Source organism: Pseudomonas sp. GL-B-12, from assembly GCF_019955895.1.
Lineage (GTDB): Bacteria > Pseudomonadota > Gammaproteobacteria > Pseudomonadales > Pseudomonadaceae > Aquipseudomonas.
Map to the genome: position 1 here is coordinate 25161 of NZ_JAHBCX010000045.1, position 21510 is coordinate 46670.

Below are 21510 nucleotides of genomic sequence, written 5' to 3' on the forward strand. Positions count from 1 at the left end.
GAGCATTCGGCATGAAGCACCGTGATGAAGCAGGGCGCACCGAGCGTGACACTCCAGTGATCACTTTATCGGCATTCATCTTTGCAATATCACTTTTAGAATACCTGCGCAGGGCACCTGAAGTTGCCGACGTTTTCTAACATCTCCACTGACCTGCTGTGGTTATTGGTTATGTAGTGCAGATCTCATGATTCGCTTGATCTTTCACCCAGGGAGTGATCAATAGAATTATTGGCTATAACCTTGCGGATTGCCTGCCTGCCAGCGCCAAAATTGAAGCTTAGGTCACGTCTTTTTTTTGCAATATGTATTGCAGCGAGAACTGTTTGAATAGAGCTGTACCAGCGCCATTCGAATGTTCACAGCGTTTCCACCTCATGGAAATCACCCATGCAGTAATGGCTTCACGCCCTGCCATATTTGTCTTCAAAACGCACGATATCGTCTTCACCGAGGTAGGAGCCGGATTGCACCTCAATCAGTTCCAGGGGGATGACGCCTGGATTTTCCAAGGCGTGGACCTGGCCAATGGGGATGTAGGTGGACTGGTTTTCCGAGACCAGATAGGTCTTGTCGCCATTGGTCACTTTGGCAGTACCGCTGACAACGATCCAGTGCTCGGCACGATGGTGATGCATCTGTACCGACAGTTTGGCGCCCGGTTTTACGGTGATACGTTTGACCTGATAGCGATGGCCGTTGTCCACGGAGTCATAGACGCCCCATGGACGATAGACCTCGCGATGGTTGATATGTTCAGTGCGCGAGCCGCTTTTCAATTGCTCAACGATCTTCTTCACATCCTGTACATGGTCCTTGTGAGCGACCAGTACCGCATCCTTGGTTTCTACAATCACCAGATCATCCAGGCCGACAGTGGCAACCAGGCGGCTGTCCGCATGCACATAGGTGTTGCGTGTCTGCTGGTTGAGCACATCACCCTTGAACACATTGCCTCGTTGGTCCTTGTCACTCACATCCCAGAGTGCAGTCCAGGAGCCGATATCGCTCCAGCCTGCATCCAGTGGCACCATCACCGCATCGGCGGTCTTTTCCATCACGGCGTAGTCCACCGAGTCATCCGGGCAAGCGGCAAAGGCGGCTTCGTCGACACGGGTAAAGTGCATATCCTGCGAGCCACCGGCCAGCGCGGCACGGCAAGCGGCCAGAATATCCGGGCGATAACTTTCCAGTTCTTCCAGGTAGCGACTGGCACGGAACATAAACATGCCGCTGTTCCAGAAGTAACTGCCGCTGGCCAGATACTCTTGTGCTGTTACCAGATCGGGTTTTTCAACAAAACGGTTTACCCTGAAACCGCCAATACCCACGTCGGCGCCTTGCTCGATATAGCCGTAGCCTGTTTCCGCATGGGTCGGAACAATACCGAAGGTCACCAGCTTGCCGTCTTGCGCCAAAGGCAAGGCAGTCTGGATACAGGCCTGGAAAGCGCCCACGTCCTTGATCAGGTGATCAGCCGCGAGTACCAGCAGGATCGGATCCTGGGCTTCGTTGCAGGCCTGCAAGGCTGCCAGAGCAATGGCTGGTGCTGTATTGCGGCCGACCGGCTCCAGCAAAATGCCGGCTTTCTCGAGCCCCAACAGGCGCAGTTGCTCGGCAGCGAGAAAACGGTGTTGTTCATTGCAGATCAGCCGCGGCAATTCGGCGCCCAGCCCGTCAAGGCGCTGAATAGTGGCCTGAAGCATTGAAAAATCAGCATCGGCCAGCGGCAGAAACTGTTTGGGATTGAGCTGTCGCGACAGCGGCCACAAACGGGAGCCGGAACCACCCGCCATGATGATCGGAAAGAGCATGTTCATATTCCTTTGTATGCTTTAAAAGTTATCGCAGTGCATCGAGATAAGCACGTGTGTTGGCATGTACTTGCTCACAGGTCTGCATCTCGGCCTGAGACCACCAGCGATAGGCATCATGCTGAGCGTAAGGGGGGTGCAATATGTCGTCTGCACCCAGAACCAACTGGTAAGCGAGTACTACGTAGTGGGTGTCCGGACCTTGCCCGGACGCCGCAAACACGCTGTCAGCGTAAAAGTGTTCATATACCCCCAACAAGCGGGCGTCGATACGCTGACTGGCCTTGCCCAACTCTTCCAGGGTCAGCCTGTTGAAGGCCGCATCCAGGGTTTCATTTTTAAGGATGCGTCCGCCGGGTACAAACCAGTTGCCCTGGGCTGGCCGATTAAGCCGTTGCCCCAACAGGCATTCGCCTTTGCTGTTTAGAACCACCAGATCGATGGAGATCAAGGGTGTTGAATCGACAACGCTGCGAAACAGTTCGTTGCTGAGCCACATGATTTAAATCTCGGTCAGGAAACGGTTCAATATCTGGTCTTTATCCAGAAACTCGCAGGCATAGCCAGTAGCAATCACATTGGGTGTCGGCATGGCTAAAACGGTCTCGATACCCTTGATCAAGGCTTCGACCGATTCAGGCTCCACCAGGGTGGCGATACCCGGGTACTCCGAGCACAGCAACCCCAGGCTGGTGTCAGGATCAGCGGTAATCAAGGCATTGCCACCTACCGCCAGGATATTGGTGAGCTTGGACGGTAATACGGCATCCGCTGCCCCGCGTTTCTGGATCACCAGATGACAGTCGGCCGAAGCCAGCAAGGCAGGCAGATCGTCATAGGGCTGAAGGGGCGCAAACACAATATTGTGCAGGTTGTACTGCTGGCTTAGCTCCAGTAATCGGGCTTTACCTGCACCTTCCCCCACCACCAAAAACACCAGGTCGGCTCGCGCTGACATGCGTTGTGCCGCTTCGATCACGCATTCAAGGCCTTGCTTTTCACCAATGTTGCCGGAGTAAAGCAGTACGCGCTTGTCAGGATCGACGCCAAGCCTGCGTAGCAGTGCTGCATCACGTGGCACATTGCGGAAACGGGCGGTTTCGGACCAGTTGGGAAAGAACCTCAACCGCTCTTTGGCAACGCCTTTTTCTGCCGCCCGCTGCAACATGCCACTGGAGATGGTCGACACGCGATCAAATGCCCGTAGCGCCGCCCGCTCAACAGCAAACGCCCAGCGCTTGAGGCGCTCGCCCTTGGCAATGGATAGCCCGAACAGGGCATCCACTTCGTAATCCTGAATATGCAGCACCGAAGTGGCGCCCGTCAGCTTGGCCAGCGCCAGTGCCTGGGGGGCGCAAAACAGCGTTGGCACGACCAGGATCACCAATTCAGGCTTCCAGCGTAACTGGGCCAGCATGGCTAAGGTCGACGACAGCGAAAAACTGGCCAAATGCAGCAAGCGTTTAATAGCTGTCGGCTTGGCCGGAACATACAGCGGGCAACGAATGACGGTGACACCAGCCTCCTGGCGTTTGTTAAAACGCCAGGAGCTGAAGCCCTGCCAGACCTTCCAGTCCGGGTAGTAAGGTGGGGCTGTAACGACCCGCACCTCGTGGCCCTGAGCTGCCAGCCAGGCAGCCATTTCACCGCTGTATTTGCCGATACCGGTCAGCTCGGGGCTGTAGTTGATGCCGTAGAGCAGGATCTTCATCAGTGTGTCCGCGCCTGTTGCACGTTAGTGACATACCAGTCATAGGCATCTTTGAGCCCGTCTTCCAGACTGATGCTGGCCTGCCAGCCCAGTGACTTGAGGCGTGACACATCCATCAGCTTGCGTGGAGCGCCATCCGGTTTACTGGTATCGAAGGTCAGCTTGCCAGTAAAACCGGTGACCTCGGCAATGGTTTTAGCCAGTTGACCAATAGTGCAGTCAACCCCGGTGCCAACGTTGATATGCGACAGCATCGGCTGGGTATTGGCCTGATAAGTGGCATCGTCCAGTTCCATCACATGGATGCTGGCCGCGGCCATATCGTCCACATGCAAGAACTCGCGCATCGGTTTACCAGTACCCCAGATCACCAGCTCTTCGTCGCCGCGCTGTACCGCTTCGTGGAAGCGGCGCAGCAGGGCAGGGATCACGTGGCTGTTCTGCGGGTGGTAGTTATCATGCGGGCCATACAGGTTGGTCGGCATTACGCTGCGGTAATCACGGCCATGCTGACGGTTATAGCTTTCACACAGCTTGATCCCGGCGATCTTGGCAATCGCATAGGGCTCATTGGTGGGCTCCAGCGTACCGGTGAGCAAGGCCTCTTCGCGCATCGGCTGCTCGGCATGCTTGGGATAAATGCATGACGAACCGAGGAACAACAGCTTGTGTACATCGTTCAGGTGCGCTGCCTGAATGATATTGGCCTGGATCATCAGGTTTTCGTAGATGAAATCAGCCGGGTAGGTGTTATTCGCCTGAATACCGCCAACTTTTGCCGCCGCCAGATACACCTGATCGATCTTGTGCTCCTGGAAAAAGGCCTGCACCGCCTGTTGATCCAGCAGATTCAGGGTGTCGCGCCCGGCAGCAACAATACGGGTATAACCCAGTGCCTGCAGGCGGCGGACGATGGCCGAGCCGACCATCCCGCGATGGCCGGCGACAAAGATATTCTGGTTCAACTCACGGGCCATACTCAGTTCTCCGTAGCCACCGGCAAGTCATGGCCGTGCTCTTTGAGCAGGGCATGGCGCTGCGCGACCTTGAGGTCTTCGCGAACCATTTCTGCGCACATTTCCTGCACGGTGATTTCCGGGGTCCAGCCCAGCTTTTGCTTGGCCTTGGTCGGGTCGCCCAGCAAGGTTTCAACTTCGGCAGGGCGGAAGTAGCGCGGGTCTACTTTGACAATAATGTCGCCAACCTTGAGCGCCGGAGCCTTGTCGCCCTCGATGCTGGCAATAATCGCGTGCTCATCCACACCTTCGCCGACGAATTCCAGGTTGATGCCCAGCTCTGCGGCGGACCAGCGTACGAAGTCACGTACCGAATACTGCACGCCGGTGGCAATCACAAAGTCTTCCGGCTCGTCCTGTTGCAGCATCATCCACTGCATGCGCACGTAGTCTTTGGCATGGCCCCAGTCACGCAGTGCATCCATATTGCCGAGGAACAGGCACTGCTCCAGGCCTTGACCGATATTGGCCAGGGCGCGAGTGATCTTGCGGGTTACAAAGGTCTCGCCACGGCGCGGCGACTCGTGGTTAAACAGGATGCCGTTGCAAGCGTACATACCGTAGGCTTCGCGGTAGTTAACGGTAATCCAGTAAGCGTACATTTTGGCTACGGCATAGGGCGAACGCGGGTGAAAAGGTGTTGTTTCCTTTTGCGGCGTTTCCTGCACCAGGCCGTACAGTTCGGAAGTCGAGGCCTGGTAGAAGCGGGTTTTCTTTTCCAGACCCAGCAAGCGGATTGCTTCCAGAATACGCAATGTACCCATGGCATCCACATCTGCGGTGTATTCCGGCGACTCGAAACTGACGGCTACATGGGATTGCGCACCAAGGTTGTAAACCTCGTCCGGCTGTACTTCCTGGATGATGCGGGTCAGGTTGGAAGAGTCAGTCAAATCGCCATAGTGCAGAACGAAGTTACGGTTATTGACATGCGGGTCTTGATAGATATGGTCTACGCGCTGGGTGTTGAATGAGGAAGCGCGGCGTTTGATACCGTGAACTTCATAACCCTTTTCCAGCAGAAGCTCTGCAAGGTAGGAGCCGTCCTGGCCTGTGATACCGGTGATTAGAGCGCGCTTTTTCATAGTGACATATCCTGTGTGTTCAATAATTTGGAAATGGTGCGGAAAGAGTTCATTACAATGCTTAAATCGGTTGCTCTGGAATTAACGAATGACCAGTTAATCGAGAGAGTTCTTCAGTAATTGCTTGTTTGTTTGTTAAGTGAGAGATGGCGCGTTCCAGTTCCATCACTTTTGCACCTACTAGGAATCGATACCAATACCCCTGGAGGAAGTGGTATATAAGACCTGAACGGCCATCAAGAAATCCTAGTTGGAAAATATATCGCCATACAAAGTACATCAAGGCACTGATGGTAAAAGGTATGTGATTGTATATGTGTTCTTTAATAAAAAATTTTGCCGCTGTTTGTAATGATGTGCTCTCTGTTGTCACTGAATGATCGCGAGGGTAAAAGTTCAAACGTTGATTCAGGATTTCAATAGCTTCACGCGTGGCATATTTATTGTGTTTGTCAGTAAAAAAAGTCAAATCATTGAGGTTGTGATCTGCAAAGCCACCCTCGAAGGTCACGGTCCGTCCGCCCCAGATAACAATATGCTCATCCATCCAGCGATTCTCAATACGACCGTGCCCTTTACGCCAAATACGCAACATGACCAAGGGGTAGCGGCCACCATGCTTGACCCAGCGATCCATAAATATATGTTTGCGCTTGAGATTAATGCCGACAACATCCGGGGCGAGTGCTGGAAGCTTTTGTACTATCTCGGCTGCCAGATCAGATTCGATTATCTCGTCTGCATCCAGACGTAGTATCCATTCACCTGAAATCGGTGCGTTATCCAGCGCCCACTGGAATTGTTTAGCCTGATTGATGAATTTATTTTGCAGTACAATTGCACCATGGGCGCGAGCAATCTCGGTCGTGCGATCAGTAGAAAACGAGTCGATAACAAAAATTTCTTTAGTAAGTCCGCTAATTGATGCTAAAGCACGTTCAAGATGCAGTTCTTCATTGAATGTCAGAATGATTGCAGATAGGTCCGGGTATTGTCGATGTTCAGATTCCGCTTTCATTACTTATTCCTTGTGCGCTGGCCAATTTGCTTGGCTGGGTGACCCGCACAAACGGTCCACGGTTCTAGAATACTTTTGGTTACTAGAGAGCGGGCTCCTACAACTACGCCATCCGGGATGTTGACGCCCAGTGAGACGAACGCTTCAGCGCAAATCCAGACATGCTCACCTAAAGTGATAGGCTTGGCATAAAGTTGGAAATTTGGACTGTTGTAGTCGTGAGAACCTCCACACAGGTGTGCGCCTTGCGAAATAACGCTGTAGCTGCCTATGCTTATTGTATCCATGTTATAGATAGTGACACCGTCGGCGATGCCTACATGGTCGCCAAGCACTAAATTCCATGGCGCCCATATTCGTGTAGCTGGGTACACATGTACATTTTTGCCTATGTGCGCACCGAATATTTTCAGTAAAAAAGCTCTCCATTTATGGAGGGGTCTAGGGCTTGGGCGAAATAGCATTAGCCAAGTATAATTCCATATTTGTCGTCGCACACGATTTGACAACGAAAACGATGCGGATGTATACGGGTTATTATTTTTGATTATCATCTCAATTGGCTCGCTTAATTAGTTTTAAGCTTGTCAGGGTAGTTGGAAGAGTGAATGCCTGATTCAAGAAATGATAAATGTGTTTCTTCATCAGTTAGCGCGTTAAACCTCTTTTTAATAAAGTGTGCTGGCACTCCTCCTGCGATACTAAAAGCCCCGATGTCTTTTGTGACAACTGAACCTGCCGCGACTATTGCACCGTCATGAATCTTAACCCCTGAAAGTATTATAGCCCCTGCTCCAATCCATACATCGCGTCCAATCAAGGTATGCTTAAAGGGAGGCCGGCCACTGAATATCACTGGAGTGCCGGGGACGTTGAACACATGATCATTCCCGATGATTTTCACGTTAGGACCTATCATTGTGTAGGCACCTAATTCTACGCCTGGACCGATTTCACACCCAGGGCCAATATATGTATAAGCACCGGCAATTAAATCCGTAGATATTTTTGAGTGGCCTCCGGCAAGAAATGTACGATCAACCTTTTTAAGGCGTAATCTGATACGCCAATACATTCTGCGAAATGAGCGAATATACTCACGGATACTCATGCTGGCACCTATTTGAAAAGACTTAAAACGTTTTTACCCTCGAGAGCATCGTTCCCTTCAATCGCCATTTTTAAAATATGGGCTTGGTTGGAGGGGTTGTAGATTTTATCAATCATTAAAAAGCACTCCTCGCGAGTTTTTTTTCTATCGAGGTATTTAGATTTAAAAATAAGTAGTGCATCAGCAAGGCTAGAGATACTTCCATTACAGAAAACTTCGCCTGTATGGCCGGTAACGATGGCCTCGACTTCAGGCATCTGGCTTACATAGTCATCATTACTGATTACAGGTGTTCCGTACATTAGACTGTGCATGGCCGTAAGGCCGATTTTTCCAGGCGAAATTGTGACATCTGCTGATGATATATATCTTGCGATTATTTTTTCGTCGTAGAGTTCACCAACGAAATCGGTTTCTATTTTTAAATCGCATGCAATTTTTTCCAAATGCGCGCGCTCAGGGCCGTCACCGATAAGTGTTACTGAAATAACCATATTTGGATTTATGGTTTTTGCAAGCTCAATTGCTTGGAATAGCATGTCGTACCGGCATGCATATGTAAGTCGGGAAATACATATTATATTAAGTGTTTCACTATCGCTCGGTTCGCTTGCAACTAAAGTGTTCCTGACTTTTAGTTGAGTGTTGTAATCAAGTGAATTATAGCCAACATGAATATTTTTGCTCGAAAAGCCTAAGTTGACAGCGTTATCTTTGGCGCGCCAACCGTAAGTGTAGAAAGAATTGGCAAGTTTAAAAAAAATCTTTCTTATAAAGTTGGACTTTGTCTTTTTGTCAGATTTGAAACCGTGTCCCCAGAAAACAACGTTTTTGAAACGCAATCTGCAAATGATAGCTGCAAGCCAGGTTGATATATGATTTGGGTTGGCTAAAAACACATAGCTAGTATATTTTCCGGTAAGTGCTACCCATATAACTTTTGGTTGCACCATTATTTTACCTATATAAAAGCACGAGCTCTGGATGAATGTATCATCGGCGCTGAATTCGTACGCTTTTATGCCTTCAACCCCTCGGTTATCCCCTAGGAATGTGGGCGAAATTTGTCGGGCCAGTTCCTCTATGATGCCTTTTCTGTAGTGGGGAAAGAAGTGGTAACAAATAATTGATGAATGAGATGTTTTAGGCAGGTCATGCTCTGTATTCATAATAAAGTTATTTACGTATTAGCAGAGGAGTTAATATGCCATCCATAATTCATATGGAAAAGAGTTTAATAAATCATCTTGGTGCTTTTTCAAATCTGGAATTGGTGGTGTATGGTTTAGGGCTGAGTTGAAGTCTTTGCAGATTAATACATTGTCGCGCCCAGTTCCTAGAAAGTAATCATTGTATTTGAATAGTGTCTCGCCTGAATTATTTTCTACTAAGACCGCAGGAATACCATATGATTCGGCAATTATTATCCCATGAAGAGAAGTAGATATTACTTTTGATGCCTTTTGTATTTCATTTATGAATAACTCCAGCTTCATGAGGGGGGAGATTACTTTGAAACGGCTCGATATGTTCGTATCTACTACCTCCCTCATGTGTGGGATGTAGATGGTTTCACCTGAAGTGTTGTCAGACTTTGGCCAGAACCTAGATGTTAGAATGCCGGGGTCGCCATATACATCAGGCGTTTTAATGTTTTTCGAGTTTAAAAAATGTGCCGTAAGAGGGCCTCTTAAAGCTTTTATATTTAAATTGGTGAACTTATGTAGGTTTGGGTCTACTTTTCCGTTGACTCCTGTACCCCAGATCGTGTCGCCATTACGAGCAAAATGCAGTACTGAGCCGATTGAAATTAAGCGGTTGTTTGTTTGAATTTTTTTAGCATCGAGCCTGGACCTTTCCAAAATCCGATGAACCAAATGAGGACCTAGCAGGTCGCCTGCATTTTCTTTACGGAGGAAATTTAATCCCAGCGGTGATCGAGGGCTCCACCAAAAAGTATGTTCTTTATTGAGTTTTGGTTGCATTTTTTTTTGTCCATTTGTAGGTGATTCTGAAATTTATTAAAGCGGTAATTTTTATTACAAACGCAGGTCGAGTCTTTGCAAAAAGAGCGTCAATTATTAAGGACGTGACAATGTAGGAAATAAGAGTTGCCCACGCAGCACCCAGTAATCCGTAGTGAGGTATGAGCGTATAATTTAGTGCTATGTTCAAGCACAGGCCTAAAATATTCCGAATCAATGCGTATATTTCTAACCCGTTATTAACGTACCAAAAACCACTTACGCTCCCTAAGAAAATGAATGGTAGGGAATATAACATTACGTTGAATAATTGAATGGACGCTGAATACTCTGGGCCATAAAGCTTCGATATGATATAGCTTGAAAAAGGAAGCGTAGCAAAGCAGATAAGTGTTGCGCCCCAGAAAACTACAAAATAATAGTTACGGTATAGATTGTTTAATTTCGAACCTGATTTCTCTCGACCTAAAATTGGATTAATTACGGTATTTAAAACGACTACAATAAATACCAGGTAGTCAAGAAGCTTCATTGCGGCTGAATATATCCCTACACTTGAATCGTCCATCAAGTCTTTTATGATGAATATATCAACTCGGTGATACAATTGTAAAAAAACCATCGAGAGGGTAAGTGGTAATGCCCTTTTTAGGATTTTTAGAGTATAAGGTAAATCGATATTGTAATTTTTAACTCTTATGCCAGTGCTATATATAAGTATTCCTTTGATGGCATATTCTAACCCGTAAGAAATTATTATGAAGTATGGGGGTAAACCTATGTAAATCATCAAGAATCTAAAAAGGTTAGATAGGATGCCTGAGATTAGTCTTGTGCGAGCTGCCTGCGTTTGTTTAAGCTCGCTTAGTTGTATGGACTCGAAGATGTCTGCGAAAGTGAAAATCAAACAAATGCAGATTACTATGTAATATCCCGATGTGTCTTGTGCGCCATAGGCTATAAAGTACAGCAGTAACATTGCGGATATCAGCAATGCGGCAGCGAATTTTATTGCTATATAGGTTGATACTAAGATGTCTTTGTTTGAGTGAGAGTATTCGCTGATAAAAATATTTCTTACGCCACAATCGGAGACTTGAAATAAAATAGTTGCAAGAACTATATAGATGCTTAATACCCCATATTGTTCTGGCCCCAACATTCTAATAATATAAATGTTAACAGGGAGAGCTACGAGTAATAAAATTATCTTTTCTAGGGCAACAGCGGATAAAGATTTTGCAAGATAATTAAGCACGACAATAGCTTCTCTTTGAAGTTTAGGGTGGGCGGCTAGGTTGCAAATACTTTCATTTAGTATGGAGGTGTATTTTATCGATAAGGCCCTGAAAAATAATAGAGTCAGAGTACTTGTTGGCCGCGTAGTGCTTGCGTCGCTCCAAATCGTTCTCTAATGTGCCATTCTCAGACATCTCATAAAGGGTTTTTATATTTTGGTTGTCCAGTCTCTTGGTTAGGCTCGGCTCAGCCAAATTGCTTAACAAATTTTCGTCTCTAACGAGAGTTAAAGCCCCTAGGCTATAAGCCAAGTATGCGGCACCTGAGACTATACAACTATTGTTTGTGTGTGGAAGTATCACTGCTATGCAGTTTTTAATTGTGGCCTCTAATTCAAGGTCGGAAAGTTCTTTCGCTAAAACGGTTGCGTTTAGTTGCTTAAGTTTTATTTTTTGCTCAAGCTCGGCAATTAACTCTAGGTCGTTGCAAGGTCCTGTTATCAGAAGAGGATAGGCTTTCGGCCAGTAGTCTAGAAGCTCGATGTAGCCTTTGTATCTACTTATCATGCCGAAGCATAGAAAATACTTATCCCCAGCTTTAGCTGGTTGGTCCATAATCTTATAGAGGGGATGTGGAATGTACGTGTAATTGTTTTTCTCCGACACTCTTTCGGAGTGAACAAAAATCTCTGAAGAGTTTTTTTCGACTAAACGTTGGCAGAATGTATGGAACTTTGAGTGTTTGCTGTCAAGGTTGTGTTTTGTAAAGTTGTGTTTGATGTAGAAAATGGTTCCAAAAATTTTTGCGTAGAACAAAATACAAGTGAAGAATATTAATTTTAACGGCTTCACACGACCCTTTGTGTCAAAGGGGTAGTCTTCAAACCAATTTAAAATGAATATGTTCTTTCTGCCAGAGAATGCACCTAAAATAAAATTTGGTTTGAAGATTGAATTTAGTCCTCTGGGAGCGCTCCCTGATTGACGGACTATTTCCTGTATGCGGGTATTGTAAGGATTATAGTTCTTGTTGGCTGGGAAATAAATGATATTGAATTTTTTCATTGAATAGATTCGTCATTGTTAGTAAGTGAGTAAGTAAGCGCTAAATACTATAGCCTGGCAGTAGGGCGTTTGTAAGTACTTGCGATAACGGCTAACAATGTCCAATAAAGGCCTTGGATTGCGTCCAGTCGCCATGACCAACCTAGGAAACCAGACAGGCATATAACGGATAAGCCTATAACTCCAATTAGTGCAAACTCTTTGTTTATTTGTTCGTCTGCTTTTTTTCTTCTTAATGTGATAATTCCCGTCTTGAAGAAAATATAGAGTTTAATGATAAAGACTGTGATTCCTATTAGTCCTAGTTCGGAGGCAACTAATAAGTATATGTTGTGTACGGGGTGTCTCCAGTAACTTGACATCATTGTATCATCGTATTTATCCATTACTTGGGTGAAAGAATTTAATCCTACGCCCAAAATAGGATTTTCCGACATCATATTTAGTGCAATTTTTGATAAGAGGATTCTGACTGTTCCGCTATCCGTTGAAGCATTTTCGAAACGGCTCAGTATTGAATCAAAATTAAACGATATTATAGCTACGAAGCCTACAAGCACACTTAAGTAGGTAATGAACTTTTTTGATAGATTCTTAGTTTGTTCGACGTGCGGGAAAAGAAATAGCGTTAAGAAAAGTGTGGCTAGTTGTATCGCGAGTGCTGTCCTAGAGTATGTAAGAATTACTGCAAGTGTCCCCGCTATGTAAATTGTGGCATAAAGTTTCTTGGGTACTCCTTTTGCAACTAATGCCTTGACTAATATTGCGATCAAAATGATATTTAGATATTGTGCCAATAGGCCGGGATGGCCGAATGTTCCCACGGTTCTAACAATGCCGCCTGCAATTTTATTTAACTCAACCTCTTCATTGTTCATGCCTGATGTTGTTGTACCGGTTATTACCTGCAGGTAAACAAAAAATAGCTGAGTTAAAACGGCAAAGCATGAAGATATATATAATAATCTTTTTCCCTCAGATGTTGTGAAAAGCGATCTTAGCCATAGGTAAATTATAAAAAACTTTAGCTGTCTTATGATTTCGTATATGGAGAATTCGATGTCACTTGAAGTGAACACGGAAATGATATTTGTTAGTATGTATAGTGCTGCTATGCAGTTTAGTTTGTCTTTGGCAATACTGAATGAGTTTGTTGAAATTTTTACACAAATGATCAGAAAAATTATAAGAAATGCTATGTCAAAAGGCGCAATAGCAAACTCAGCGCCTCCAAAATGGAAGCTTTCTGAATTATCAAGTCGGAACCTGGCTTTTGTCATAAGCAGCGTAAAAAATGCTAAAAAAGCGACAGCGTCAAAATGATACATTCTGATTTTTTGCATTGTTTTTTTTGAAAAGCTCTTTGATTATTGGTGCGTTATATACAGCCATACGTTCCAGGGTTTTTTAACAGCATATGGTGGATATGCTAATACATGAAATGTAATGGCTGTTAATATTTAGGCTGTTTTTTATCTTCCAACAGAGGAATAGGTGATTCCCTTTTTTGAAAGTCTTGCAGGATGATAAAGATTTCTACCGTCAAATATGACTGGTGTGGTTAGTTTTTCGATTATCAAGTCGAAGTCGGGGGCTTTAAATGCTTGCCATTCGGTGACTATGATAAGAGCATCGGCGTGTTTAAGTGCTGACTCTTTGGTGCCGCACAGGTTTAGATCATCCCGGCTACCATAAATACGCTGAGTTTCCTCCATTGCTTCTGGATCAAAAGCCTGGACCTTGGCTCCAGCTTTCCACAGTGCTTCCATCAACACCCGGCTTGGAGCCTCGCGCATATCGTCGGTATTGGGCTTAAAACTAAGACCCCATAATGCGAAAGTTTTGCCGCTCAACTCGCCATTAAAGTGCTTAGAGATTTTTTTGAATAGCACTGATTTTTGTTCATCGTTGCGATGTTCCACTGCCTTGAGCACTTTAGCGTCAAAGTCGATGCTGTCAGCAGTACGGATAAGTGCCTGTACATCTTTCGGGAAGCACGAGCCGCCGTAGCCAACACCTGCATATAAAAACTGGTAGCCGATACGTGGGTCGGAGCCAATACCCTGGCGAACCATTTCAATATCGGCTCCGAGCATTTCTGCCAAGTTGGCCATCTCGTTCATAAAGCTGATTTTTGTAGCCAGCATGCAATTGGCGGCGTATTTGGTCAGCTCGGCGCTGCGCACGTCCATCACGATGATTTTTTCGTGATTGCGGTTGAAGGGGGCGTACAGCTCGCGCATGACATCTTCAGCAGTTTTGCTATTGCTACCGATGACGATACGGTCCGGGCGCATGCAGTCAGCGACGGCGGAACCTTCCTTGAGAAACTCAGGATTGGACACCACATCAAAGCCCAGGTCTTCACGTTGACGCGCCGCCAGAACTTGCGAAATTTTGGCACTAACCTTATCGGCGGTACCTACGGGCACTGTGGACTTGTCGATAATGATCTGATGGCCTTCCATATGCTGGGCAATAGTTTCGGCAACGGCCAGTACATATTTAAGGTCAGCGGAACCGTCTTCGTCAGGTGGTGTGCCCACAGCGATAAATTGAACTTCGCCATGCTTCACGCCTGCTGCTGCGTCGGTGGTGAAGTTCAGGCGGCCAGCGGCATGGTTTTCTTTTACCAGTGCTTCCAGGCCAGGTTCGTAGATGGGGATATGGCCCTGCTTCAGGCGTTCGACCTTGTTGGCATCGATATCAATACAGACTACGTCGTGGCCTACCTCAGCGAGTACGGCGCCTTGCACCAGACCAACGTAACCGATGCCAAAAACTGTGACTTTCATGTCGATTCCCTTTGAGCGTGTGGCGTGTGGTGAAAAGTAAATAGGTCTAAGTTAATTGCCGGACGGTGTCTAAATGCAAGGCAGAACGTCTGCGCTACATGCTGGAACACGCTCTCAGGCTTTAATGGCCGCATCGACCAAGCGCAGGGCCAATCGGGCATACCGGTCCCGCCAGCTAACCGTTTCCGTTTTTTGCCGCAGGTGCGGCAACTGACGCGGCGCAGAACTACTTTCAACTGCGTGGGTTGACCTGGAATTGGCACATCGAGGATGTGCTCTTGTGTCGTGCATGGCATCAGCAGTCACTGAGTTGGCCCACGAATAGGTGAGCCATTCAACTTATACATTAGCCAGGGTGGTGATCAGGCATGCTACCGCCCCAGGATTACATGCAAGTCCCTGAAAGCAGCTTGATTTATTCAGATGTTCACATTCTATGTTGCAGATGCAGTAAATGAGCGCCCTTAGAGTCTCAGACGCGCTCGGCTATCATTAAAAATGGTGTGCAAATTAAACGCTGTCCGACTTATATTCGTAGTTGTAATAACCATAGTCGCCATAGCCGTATTTGGCGGAGGCGCGTTTTTCGACGCCATTGAAAATGGCGCCTTTCAAATCAATGCCATTTTGAGCAAAGCGACGCATGGTCAATTCAATTTCACGAACCGGGTTAAGCGCAAAACGCGTCACAATCAAGCTGGTGCCCGACTGGCGGCCGACAATGGCCGCATCCGTCACCGCCAGCAACGGCGGGGTATCCAGAATCACCAGGTCGTATTGAGCGCTGACTTGCTCCAGAAAGGCACTGAAGTTCGCGTGCATTAGCAGTTCTGAAGGATTGGGCGGTATTTGGCCGCGGCCGATAACGTCAAGGTTCTGGATTTCAGTTTTATTAATCGCGGTTGCAAGGTCGCAGCGCTTAACCAGTAAATCAGAAAGCCCGTTCTCAGCGGGGACTCCGAATACTTTATGCAGATACCCTTTGCGCATATCCACGTCGATGAGCAATACACGCTGGCCGGTCTGAGCGACGACTGCGGCGAGGTTGGCGGAAATGAACGTTTTACCTACCTTGGGGCTCGGGCCGGAGATCATCAGGCGATTATTGCTGGCTTCGAGCATGGCGAAGTGCAGGCTGGTGCGCAGGCTGCGCAATCCTTCTATGGCCAGGTCGGTGGGGTGACTACTGGCCAGTATGGGAGCGACTTTGTTGGCGCGGCCCCGGCTACTACGGGGGATTTTGTTTTCTTCACCTTTCTGCAGCGTGCTGAAAGGAATGGTTGCATACACCGGCAACCCCAACTGTTCAATTTGATCCGGACTTTCCACGCCGCGGTTAAGGGCTTTGCGAAAAAGCACCACTGCAATCGCCAGCAGAGCCCCGAACAGGGTGGCAATGAGTACGATGAGGGCCTTCTTGGGCTTAACGGGCTTGCGCAGATCCACGTCGGCGGTATCGATCAAGCGCACATTGCCCACGGTGCCGGCACGCATCACATCCAGTTCCTGGGATTTATTCAGGAGCTGGGTATAAATTTCGGTGCTGACTTTTACATCGCGGGTGAGGCTAAGCAGTTCTTGCTGCGTTGACGGCAGGCCCTCGACTTTTTTGGCCAAGCCATCCTGCTTGGCTGTCAGCTCGCCTAATTGGCTGAGCAAGGCCCGATAGGCGGGGTGCTGACGGGTAAACTTGCGATCCATTTCCGCTTGCTGCATTTTCAGTGCGGAGATGCTGGTATCAAGCGCCACGATCTGATCGAGAATGGCTTTGGCTTCCAGGCTGATATCGATGGATTTACTACGAATTTGATACTTGTTCAGGGCGTTTTCGGCTTTTTCCAGGTCTTTACGGACCTGAGGTAGCTGATCTTTTAGAAACTCCAGACTTTGAGCGGCTTCGGCCGACGTCCGCTCGACATTTTGCCGTACATAGAGCTTGGCGATTTCATTGAGGATTTGAATGGCTTCGGCCGGTTTCTCGCTTTCAAGAGCCAGTCCGATCATGCCGGATTCTTTACCGCGCTCCGATACATCAAGTACCTTTTGGTACTTCAAAATACTGGTCAGGCGTGGGTCACGCACAATGCTGAACGTTGTACCCGGATTCGCCCGCAACACTTCGACCTGCAGTTGAATGCCGTCTTGGTCATAGGCTTGTCCCACTTGGCTTTGGACCAGAACATTGTCGTCTTCATCCAGCAACGTAAAATGATCGTTTTCACCGGTGACCAACGTGAGCGTCTTACTCAGGAGCTCTTGTGGGAGTTTGAGCTGAAATATTTTCAGGGTTTCGCCACCCCAGGCAAAACTGTTCATGCCAAACCATGGCGTCGCGACCGTATTAACAGCGTCTGGCTTGAACCGACGAGCAATAAAGTCGCCGATCACCGGAAAACGGTTCGGCTCGACAGTGATATCGAGCGATAGATTGTCGACAACCTTGCCGATGATGGCGCGCGACTTGATTAATTCAATTTCTGTGGCTGAAGGCGACTCTTTACCCAGCATGCTGTTGATATCGGAGAAGCCGAGCATGTCATTTTTTTTGGCCTCCACCTGTATCAAGGCAGTTGCCTGGTAAACAGGAGTGGCCAACACCGCATAGGCCGTTCCAACGACCATGGAGGCAGCAGTGATCCCGGCAATCAACCATTTATGATCGACCAGTGTCCCAAGTAGGCCCATCAAGTCGATTTCATCATCGTCATGTGAGGTTAATGCTGGAGTTTGCTGCATAAGTGGGTTCTTTTTTAACAGGTGTTCGAGGAATGGTTTAGCGTGCGAGACGCGTTGCCCAGGCGGCTACTGCTTCTTCAATCAACGCGTATGCATGCACAAAAGCGGGTTTGCCTTGACGGTAGGGGTCGCTGATTTCACGGTTGTTCTGCCACTTGCCCAGCAAGAAGACCTTTCCACGCGCTTCAGGTGCGATCTTGAGAACACGGTCTATGTGCGACTGCTCCATCACCAGGATCAGATCCGATTCGCTGATGGCGGCAGGGGTCAGTTGATTGGCTTTGTGCTCTTTTGGCAGATGGCCATGTTCTTCCAGGACGATCCGGGCGGTGGGCTCGATAGGGTGGTCTTGTAGCGCGCCAAGACCGGCGGAGCTGACTTCGATGTCGGACCGGACCAGTGCTTCTCGCAACAAATGTTCTGCAGTAGGACTTCGGCAAATGTTGCCAATGCAAACGATTAGAATCTTGTTAAACAAGGCAACCTCCCTGGAAATTCCACACTTACGGTGATGGTGCAATTGGAAAGACTGAAATTCTACTTTTCTTCAATGGCACTTTTTTGACGGTTTGCAGCTATTGGGTGTGTGCCTCTTTCCGTGAGGAGTTACCGTACTGGATGAAGCTTTTCACTGCGAAGACTCTGGTCTGCTGGAATCCGGACTGGGAGCGTGCTTAACAGTTGCTATGGTAAAAATCATAACTGGCAACCCACGACAACATCAACCATTAAATGCCATGTGATTATTGAATGCCATACAGCAAAAAAAATATCCACATACAAATCCAGATATTAAATAACATTTCTGTCTGTTATCGGACGATTTATAACGTTTTCGGTTTTTTTGTGTTGTCCTGTATTGGGCTGTGTTAAATATCGCGGGTGTAGTTTGATGATAAGTGTAAGGCGGTTGCGTTGGGTAATGCGTTCCCTGGCATTCGTTTATTGCCAATAAGTTTCGCGTGTTTTTAAAGGGCGAAGTTTCCATGATCGGCCAACTCCGTTTTCCAGGTGCGTTTCCATCCTTGGGAGAATTCCGACGCAAGGTCGGGGAGAAAACCACGGAGCTACTTGACCATATAGGCGCAGAAGGGGCTGATTGTGTCCATCCATAGTGCTTCGGCTGTTCAAACGGCCTTGCCTGAGAGTCTCACCGCCAGTGCATGGTATTTGGTTCAATGCAAGGCGAGCCAGGACGAGCGTGCAGAGATCAATCTGGTTAACCAGGGATATACCTGTTTTCGCCCTACGCACCTGCGCGAGCGTGTTTTACAGGGGCGCAGGAGGGCTGTTCGTGAATCGCTGTTCCCGGGTTATCTGTTTATCCAGCTCGGCTCGGGTGAGAGTTGGGCGCCTTTGCGTTCTACCCGCGGTGTATTGCGAATTGTCAGTTTTGGGGGCAAGCCGCTGCCCGTAGGTGATGACTTGATCGCCCAGCTTTATGAGCGCGATAGCGGAGCCCCTGTAGAGGCTCGGTTTGCCTGTGGAGAGAGGGTGCGTATCAATGAGGGGCCTTTTGTCGATGTGGAAGCGATCTTCCTGGCGATGGTGGGAGAGCAGCGAGTGTTGCTCCTGATGACACTACTGCAGCGTGAGCAAAGAATTAGCGTCCCCTTGGCTGATATCTGTAAGCATTGATACGGCGCATTGCTCACTTGTCATCATCGGGATCTTCCTTGCAGTGTCTTCCAGGATCGATACCATGCCGCTCTGATTCGCCAGGCGCATTTCAGGGTATGGACCTGGCGGTTGTCGTCCGTGCATCCGTCAGGATGTTTGTGGGTGCCCGTCACAATGCGCTCGGCCAGCCAATCAACGAGCAGATACCGTTCTGGCAACAAGGTCAGTTGCCCTCATCTTCGCTTCCCCCCCCCCCAGTAGGCATTGAGCTTTTTTCGCAGCACCTGGAAAGCAGCGGTCTCAGCCAAGGCCGCATCTTTGCGGCGTAGCTGGCGTTCCAACTCGCGAATACGGTTTTTGTCGTGACGCGATTGCCCTGTATCCACTTTTTTAACGACCGACTGCTGCCGTTGTGCCTGCCTGACGCAAGCTTGTTGAGGTGCAAAGGGTTCAGTCTGAAAGTAAGCCCGGGCGTGCCAATATCGCCCTGAATCTGGTCAACAAGCTGTACGGTATATAGCGGGGATTTAAAAGAAGTCGGCGATGAACATCGCCACGAAAGTTGGCAGCAGAACAGTCTGCCGGTGTTGGTGCAGTTGCAGGCGTGGCTGGTGAAGGTCCAGCCACGGGTGACGAGGCTAACGCACTGCGCAAATGGCTTGCGTCCCCTGGTTAGCCTGCAGGCACACCATCAATAAATGTCTTTTGACAGCAAGGTGAACGGCGTCTTCACCAGGATTTTCACGTCCAGCCACAACGACCAGTTATTGATGTACTTGAGGTCGATCTCGACGCGCTTCTGCATCTTGTCGATGGTGTCGGTCTCGCCGCGGCAACCGTTGATTTGAGCCAGCCCGGTGATCCCCGGTTTGATTCGGTGGCGCGCCATGTAGGCAAGAATCTTGCCGGAGTAGTAGTTATTGTGCGCAACGGCATGAGGACGTGGCCCGACCAGCGCCATATGGCCCTGCAAGACGTTGAACAATTGCGGTAGCTCATCGATGGAGGTGCGGCGGATAAAGCGCCCGATCGGGGTGATCCGCGAGTCGTTACGACTGGCTTGCTTGACCTCGTGATCGTCATGCACGCGCATCGAGCGAAACTTCCAGACCTTGATGACCTTCCCGTTCCAGCCATGGCGGTCCTGTTTGAAAAACACTGGGCCATGGGAGGTGAATTTGACGGCCAGGCCAATGATCAGCAGTAACGGGCTTAGGGCGACAATGGCCATCAGCGCCACGCTTTTATCGAACAGGCTTTTACTCAGGGCGGCAGTGGGTTGGCTGGTCAGCGGGCATTCAATCAAATGGATTGCCGGCATGCCATCCACATCACTGACCGAGTGATTGAGCAGCGTCAGGCTGTTCAAGTCCGGGACCCAGACCACATCGACGTTGGCATCCAGCAAGTCGACATACATTTCTTCGATTTGTGCCGCTTCGCTCAGGGGCAGTGTGATGTACAGGCGTCGGATGTCATGGGTCTTGATCAGTTCGAGCAGTTCCTCTTGCGGGCCTACGACAGGTGGCATACCCGTCTCCGGCAAGGGAGTGGTGTCGGAGCTTACCAGGCCGACCAACGGGAAGTGCTCGAGGGCACGAAGCTTGTTAGCCAAGCCCAGTGCCAGCTCGCCAGTACCCACAATCAGCGTTCTACGCTCAATTTGCAGCGCCCGTTGGTAGTACTTCGAAAAACCATGCAGTGGGACGTACAACAACGCCTGCCCGATGTAGCTGCAGAAAGCCCATACCAGGATGATTTGACGAGAAAACAGTTCGTTGGCCTTACAGAGGAAGGCGACAATAGCTAGCGCTGCCAGTGTCATTGACCAACCCATCAGAAGTCTCAGCAAGCCCTCCAGGTAATTGTCCTTCTTTGCATAGGCGCCGCACCAGGTATAGGCTGGAACCGATGCTAGTACAGTAAGCGTTGCACACACTCGATAATAGAACTCTACCGTACCCGTCTGGTAGTAAACCAATATTAATAACAGGGCAACAACAAAGCCTTGGCCAAGTGCCCACTGTCCCCAGAAGGTCAGTCCTTTGAGGGTGGTATTTCGATTGATACGAAGATTGTTAACCATGCGATATCCCCAAAATACGTCCATTCGCGTTTCGACAGACAACAGCCAAAGTTGATGAAGCAAGAGTTATTGTTTTTATAAGATGGCGTTGCATTGACGAGCGAAACGCCAACGAGCGGCGCTCTCATCAGTGAATAGAATAATTTATTGACGCGAGTGCTGTCTGACGACTTTTAACGAGAGGTTGGTGTAACTGCTGTCTCTTATACACATCTCCGAGCCCACGAGAC

At 48.5% G+C, this 21510-nt stretch carries 18 protein-coding genes; 2 read left to right on the forward strand and 16 right to left on the reverse strand.

Going from position 1 to position 21510, the window contains the following annotated elements; all coding sequences use genetic code 11:
• Positions 1 to 404: 404 nt before the first annotated feature.
• From KGA85_RS23775 to KGA85_RS23835, 12 genes are all read right to left on the reverse strand, one after another.
• On the reverse strand, positions 405 to 1814 hold the full coding sequence (locus tag KGA85_RS23775; RefSeq protein WP_317850337.1) for a mannose-1-phosphate guanylyltransferase/mannose-6-phosphate isomerase: 1410 nt from the start codon (positions 1812 to 1814) through the stop codon (positions 405 to 407).
• A 28-nt stretch (positions 1815 to 1842) separates the two neighbouring features.
• Complete coding sequence (locus KGA85_RS23780; RefSeq protein WP_223543415.1) at positions 1843 to 2313, reverse strand: GDP-mannose mannosyl hydrolase; 471 nt, start codon at positions 2311 to 2313, stop codon at positions 1843 to 1845.
• A gap of 3 nt (positions 2314 to 2316) precedes the next feature.
• Positions 2317 to 3525, reverse strand: a complete 1209-nt coding sequence (locus KGA85_RS23785; RefSeq protein ID WP_223543416.1) for a glycosyltransferase WbuB — start codon at positions 3523 to 3525, stop codon at positions 2317 to 2319.
• Positions 3525 to 4502, reverse strand: a complete 978-nt coding sequence (fcl, locus tag KGA85_RS23790) for a GDP-L-fucose synthase (protein WP_223543417.1) — start codon at positions 4500 to 4502, stop codon at positions 3525 to 3527. Before fcl ends, KGA85_RS23785 begins: the two co-directional genes overlap by 1 nt.
• A gap of 2 nt (positions 4503 to 4504) precedes the next feature.
• Positions 4505 to 5626 (reverse strand): GDP-mannose 4,6-dehydratase, encoded by a 1122-nt coding sequence (gmd, locus tag KGA85_RS23795; RefSeq protein ID WP_223534928.1) that lies wholly within the window; start codon positions 5624 to 5626, stop codon positions 4505 to 4507.
• 61 nt (positions 5627 to 5687) lie between these two features.
• Complete coding sequence (locus KGA85_RS23800; protein WP_223543418.1) at positions 5688 to 6644, reverse strand: glycosyltransferase family 2 protein; 957 nt, start codon at positions 6642 to 6644, stop codon at positions 5688 to 5690.
• A gap of 568 nt (positions 6645 to 7212) precedes the next feature.
• Complete coding sequence (locus KGA85_RS31290) at positions 7213 to 7755, reverse strand: CatB-related O-acetyltransferase (protein WP_317850338.1); 543 nt, start codon at positions 7753 to 7755, stop codon at positions 7213 to 7215.
• 8 nt (positions 7756 to 7763) lie between these two features.
• Complete coding sequence (locus tag KGA85_RS23815) at positions 7764 to 8924, reverse strand: glycosyltransferase (RefSeq protein ID WP_223543419.1); 1161 nt, start codon at positions 8922 to 8924, stop codon at positions 7764 to 7766.
• Positions 8925 to 8954: 30 nt separating this feature from the next.
• Positions 8955 to 9740 carry a polysaccharide pyruvyl transferase family protein gene (locus tag KGA85_RS23820; RefSeq protein WP_223543420.1) on the reverse strand — a complete coding sequence of 262 codons (786 nt, stop codon included), beginning with the start codon at positions 9738 to 9740 and terminating at the stop codon, positions 8955 to 8957.
• Positions 9721 to 10998: a flippase gene (locus KGA85_RS23825; RefSeq protein WP_223543421.1), complete on the reverse strand. Its 1278-nt coding sequence runs from the start codon at positions 10996 to 10998 to the stop codon at positions 9721 to 9723. The genes KGA85_RS23820 and KGA85_RS23825 overlap by 20 nt, the downstream gene beginning before the upstream one ends.
• Before the next feature lie 52 nt (positions 10999 to 11050).
• Positions 11051 to 12043 (reverse strand): hypothetical protein, encoded by a 993-nt coding sequence (locus KGA85_RS23830; protein ID WP_223543422.1) that lies wholly within the window; start codon positions 12041 to 12043, stop codon positions 11051 to 11053.
• A gap of 47 nt (positions 12044 to 12090) precedes the next feature.
• Complete coding sequence (locus tag KGA85_RS23835; RefSeq protein ID WP_223543423.1) at positions 12091 to 13122, reverse strand: O-antigen ligase family protein; 1032 nt, start codon at positions 13120 to 13122, stop codon at positions 12091 to 12093.
• Between KGA85_RS23835 and KGA85_RS23840 the strand changes: the two genes are divergently transcribed.
• Positions 13103 to 13366, forward strand: coding sequence for a hypothetical protein (locus tag KGA85_RS23840; RefSeq protein ID WP_223543424.1), 264 nt, complete (start codon positions 13103 to 13105; stop codon positions 13364 to 13366). The genes KGA85_RS23835 and KGA85_RS23840 overlap by 20 nt on opposite strands.
• Before the next feature lie 149 nt (positions 13367 to 13515).
• On the opposite strand, the gene KGA85_RS23845 is transcribed toward KGA85_RS23840, so the two are convergent.
• The 3 genes from KGA85_RS23845 to KGA85_RS23855 all read right to left on the reverse strand — a co-directional run bounded on the left by KGA85_RS23845 (position 13516) and on the right by KGA85_RS23855 (position 18052).
• On the reverse strand, positions 13516 to 14838 hold the full coding sequence (locus tag KGA85_RS23845; protein ID WP_223543425.1) for a UDP-glucose dehydrogenase family protein: 1323 nt from the start codon (positions 14836 to 14838) through the stop codon (positions 13516 to 13518).
• Between the two features lie 510 nt (positions 14839 to 15348).
• Entirely contained in the window at positions 15349 to 17574 is a 2226-nt protein-coding gene (locus KGA85_RS23850; RefSeq protein ID WP_223543426.1) for a polysaccharide biosynthesis tyrosine autokinase, read from the reverse strand.
• A gap of 37 nt (positions 17575 to 17611) precedes the next feature.
• Positions 17612 to 18052 (reverse strand): low molecular weight protein-tyrosine-phosphatase, encoded by a 441-nt coding sequence (locus tag KGA85_RS23855; RefSeq protein WP_223543427.1) that lies wholly within the window; start codon positions 18050 to 18052, stop codon positions 17612 to 17614.
• Positions 18053 to 18681: 629 nt separating this feature from the next.
• On the opposite strand from KGA85_RS23855, the gene rfaH reads away from it, so the two are divergent.
• The gene (rfaH, locus tag KGA85_RS23860; RefSeq protein ID WP_223543428.1) at positions 18682 to 19212 is read left to right on the forward strand and encodes a transcription/translation regulatory transformer protein RfaH; all 531 of its coding nucleotides are present in this window, start codon (positions 18682 to 18684) and stop codon (positions 19210 to 19212) included.
• A 673-nt stretch (positions 19213 to 19885) separates the two neighbouring features.
• Here rfaH and KGA85_RS23870 read toward each other — a convergent pair.
• Entirely contained in the window at positions 19886 to 21280 is a 1395-nt protein-coding gene (locus KGA85_RS23870; protein ID WP_223543429.1) for an undecaprenyl-phosphate glucose phosphotransferase, read from the reverse strand.
• Positions 21281 to 21510: the final 230 nt, after the last annotated feature.

Coding starts and splice junctions, on each gene's coding strand:
- KGA85_RS23820 (WP_223543420.1), bottom strand. CDS start 9,740: ATGCAACCAAAACTCAATAAAGAACATACTTTTTGGTGGAGCCCTCGA.
- fcl (WP_223543417.1), bottom strand. CDS start 4,502: ATGGCCCGTGAGTTGAACCAGAATATCTTTGTCGCCGGCCATCGCGGG.
- KGA85_RS23775 (WP_317850337.1), bottom strand. CDS start 1,814: ATGCTCTTTCCGATCATCATGGCGGGTGGTTCCGGCTCCCGTTTGTGG.
- KGA85_RS23815 (WP_223543419.1), bottom strand. CDS start 8,924: ATGAATACAGAGCATGACCTGCCTAAAACATCTCATTCATCAATTATT.
- KGA85_RS23800 (WP_223543418.1), bottom strand. CDS start 6,644: ATGAAAGCGGAATCTGAACATCGACAATACCCGGACCTATCTGCAATC.
- KGA85_RS23850 (WP_223543426.1), bottom strand. CDS start 17,574: ATGCAGCAAACTCCAGCATTAACCTCACATGACGATGATGAAATCGAC.
- KGA85_RS23870 (WP_223543429.1), bottom strand. CDS start 21,280: ATGGTTAACAATCTTCGTATCAATCGAAATACCACCCTCAAAGGACTG.
- KGA85_RS23780 (WP_223543415.1), bottom strand. CDS start 2,313: ATGTGGCTCAGCAACGAACTGTTTCGCAGCGTTGTCGATTCAACACCC.
- KGA85_RS23830 (WP_223543422.1), bottom strand. CDS start 12,043: ATGAAAAAATTCAATATCATTTATTTCCCAGCCAACAAGAACTATAAT.
- gmd (WP_223534928.1), bottom strand. CDS start 5,626: ATGAAAAAGCGCGCTCTAATCACCGGTATCACAGGCCAGGACGGCTCC.
- KGA85_RS23845 (WP_223543425.1), bottom strand. CDS start 14,838: ATGAAAGTCACAGTTTTTGGCATCGGTTACGTTGGTCTGGTGCAAGGC.
- KGA85_RS23840 (WP_223543424.1), top strand. CDS start 13,103: ATGTCACTTGAAGTGAACACGGAAATGATATTTGTTAGTATGTATAGT.
- KGA85_RS23785 (WP_223543416.1), bottom strand. CDS start 3,525: ATGAAGATCCTGCTCTACGGCATCAACTACAGCCCCGAGCTGACCGGT.
- KGA85_RS31290 (WP_317850338.1), bottom strand. CDS start 7,755: ATGAGTATCCGTGAGTATATTCGCTCATTTCGCAGAATGTATTGGCGT.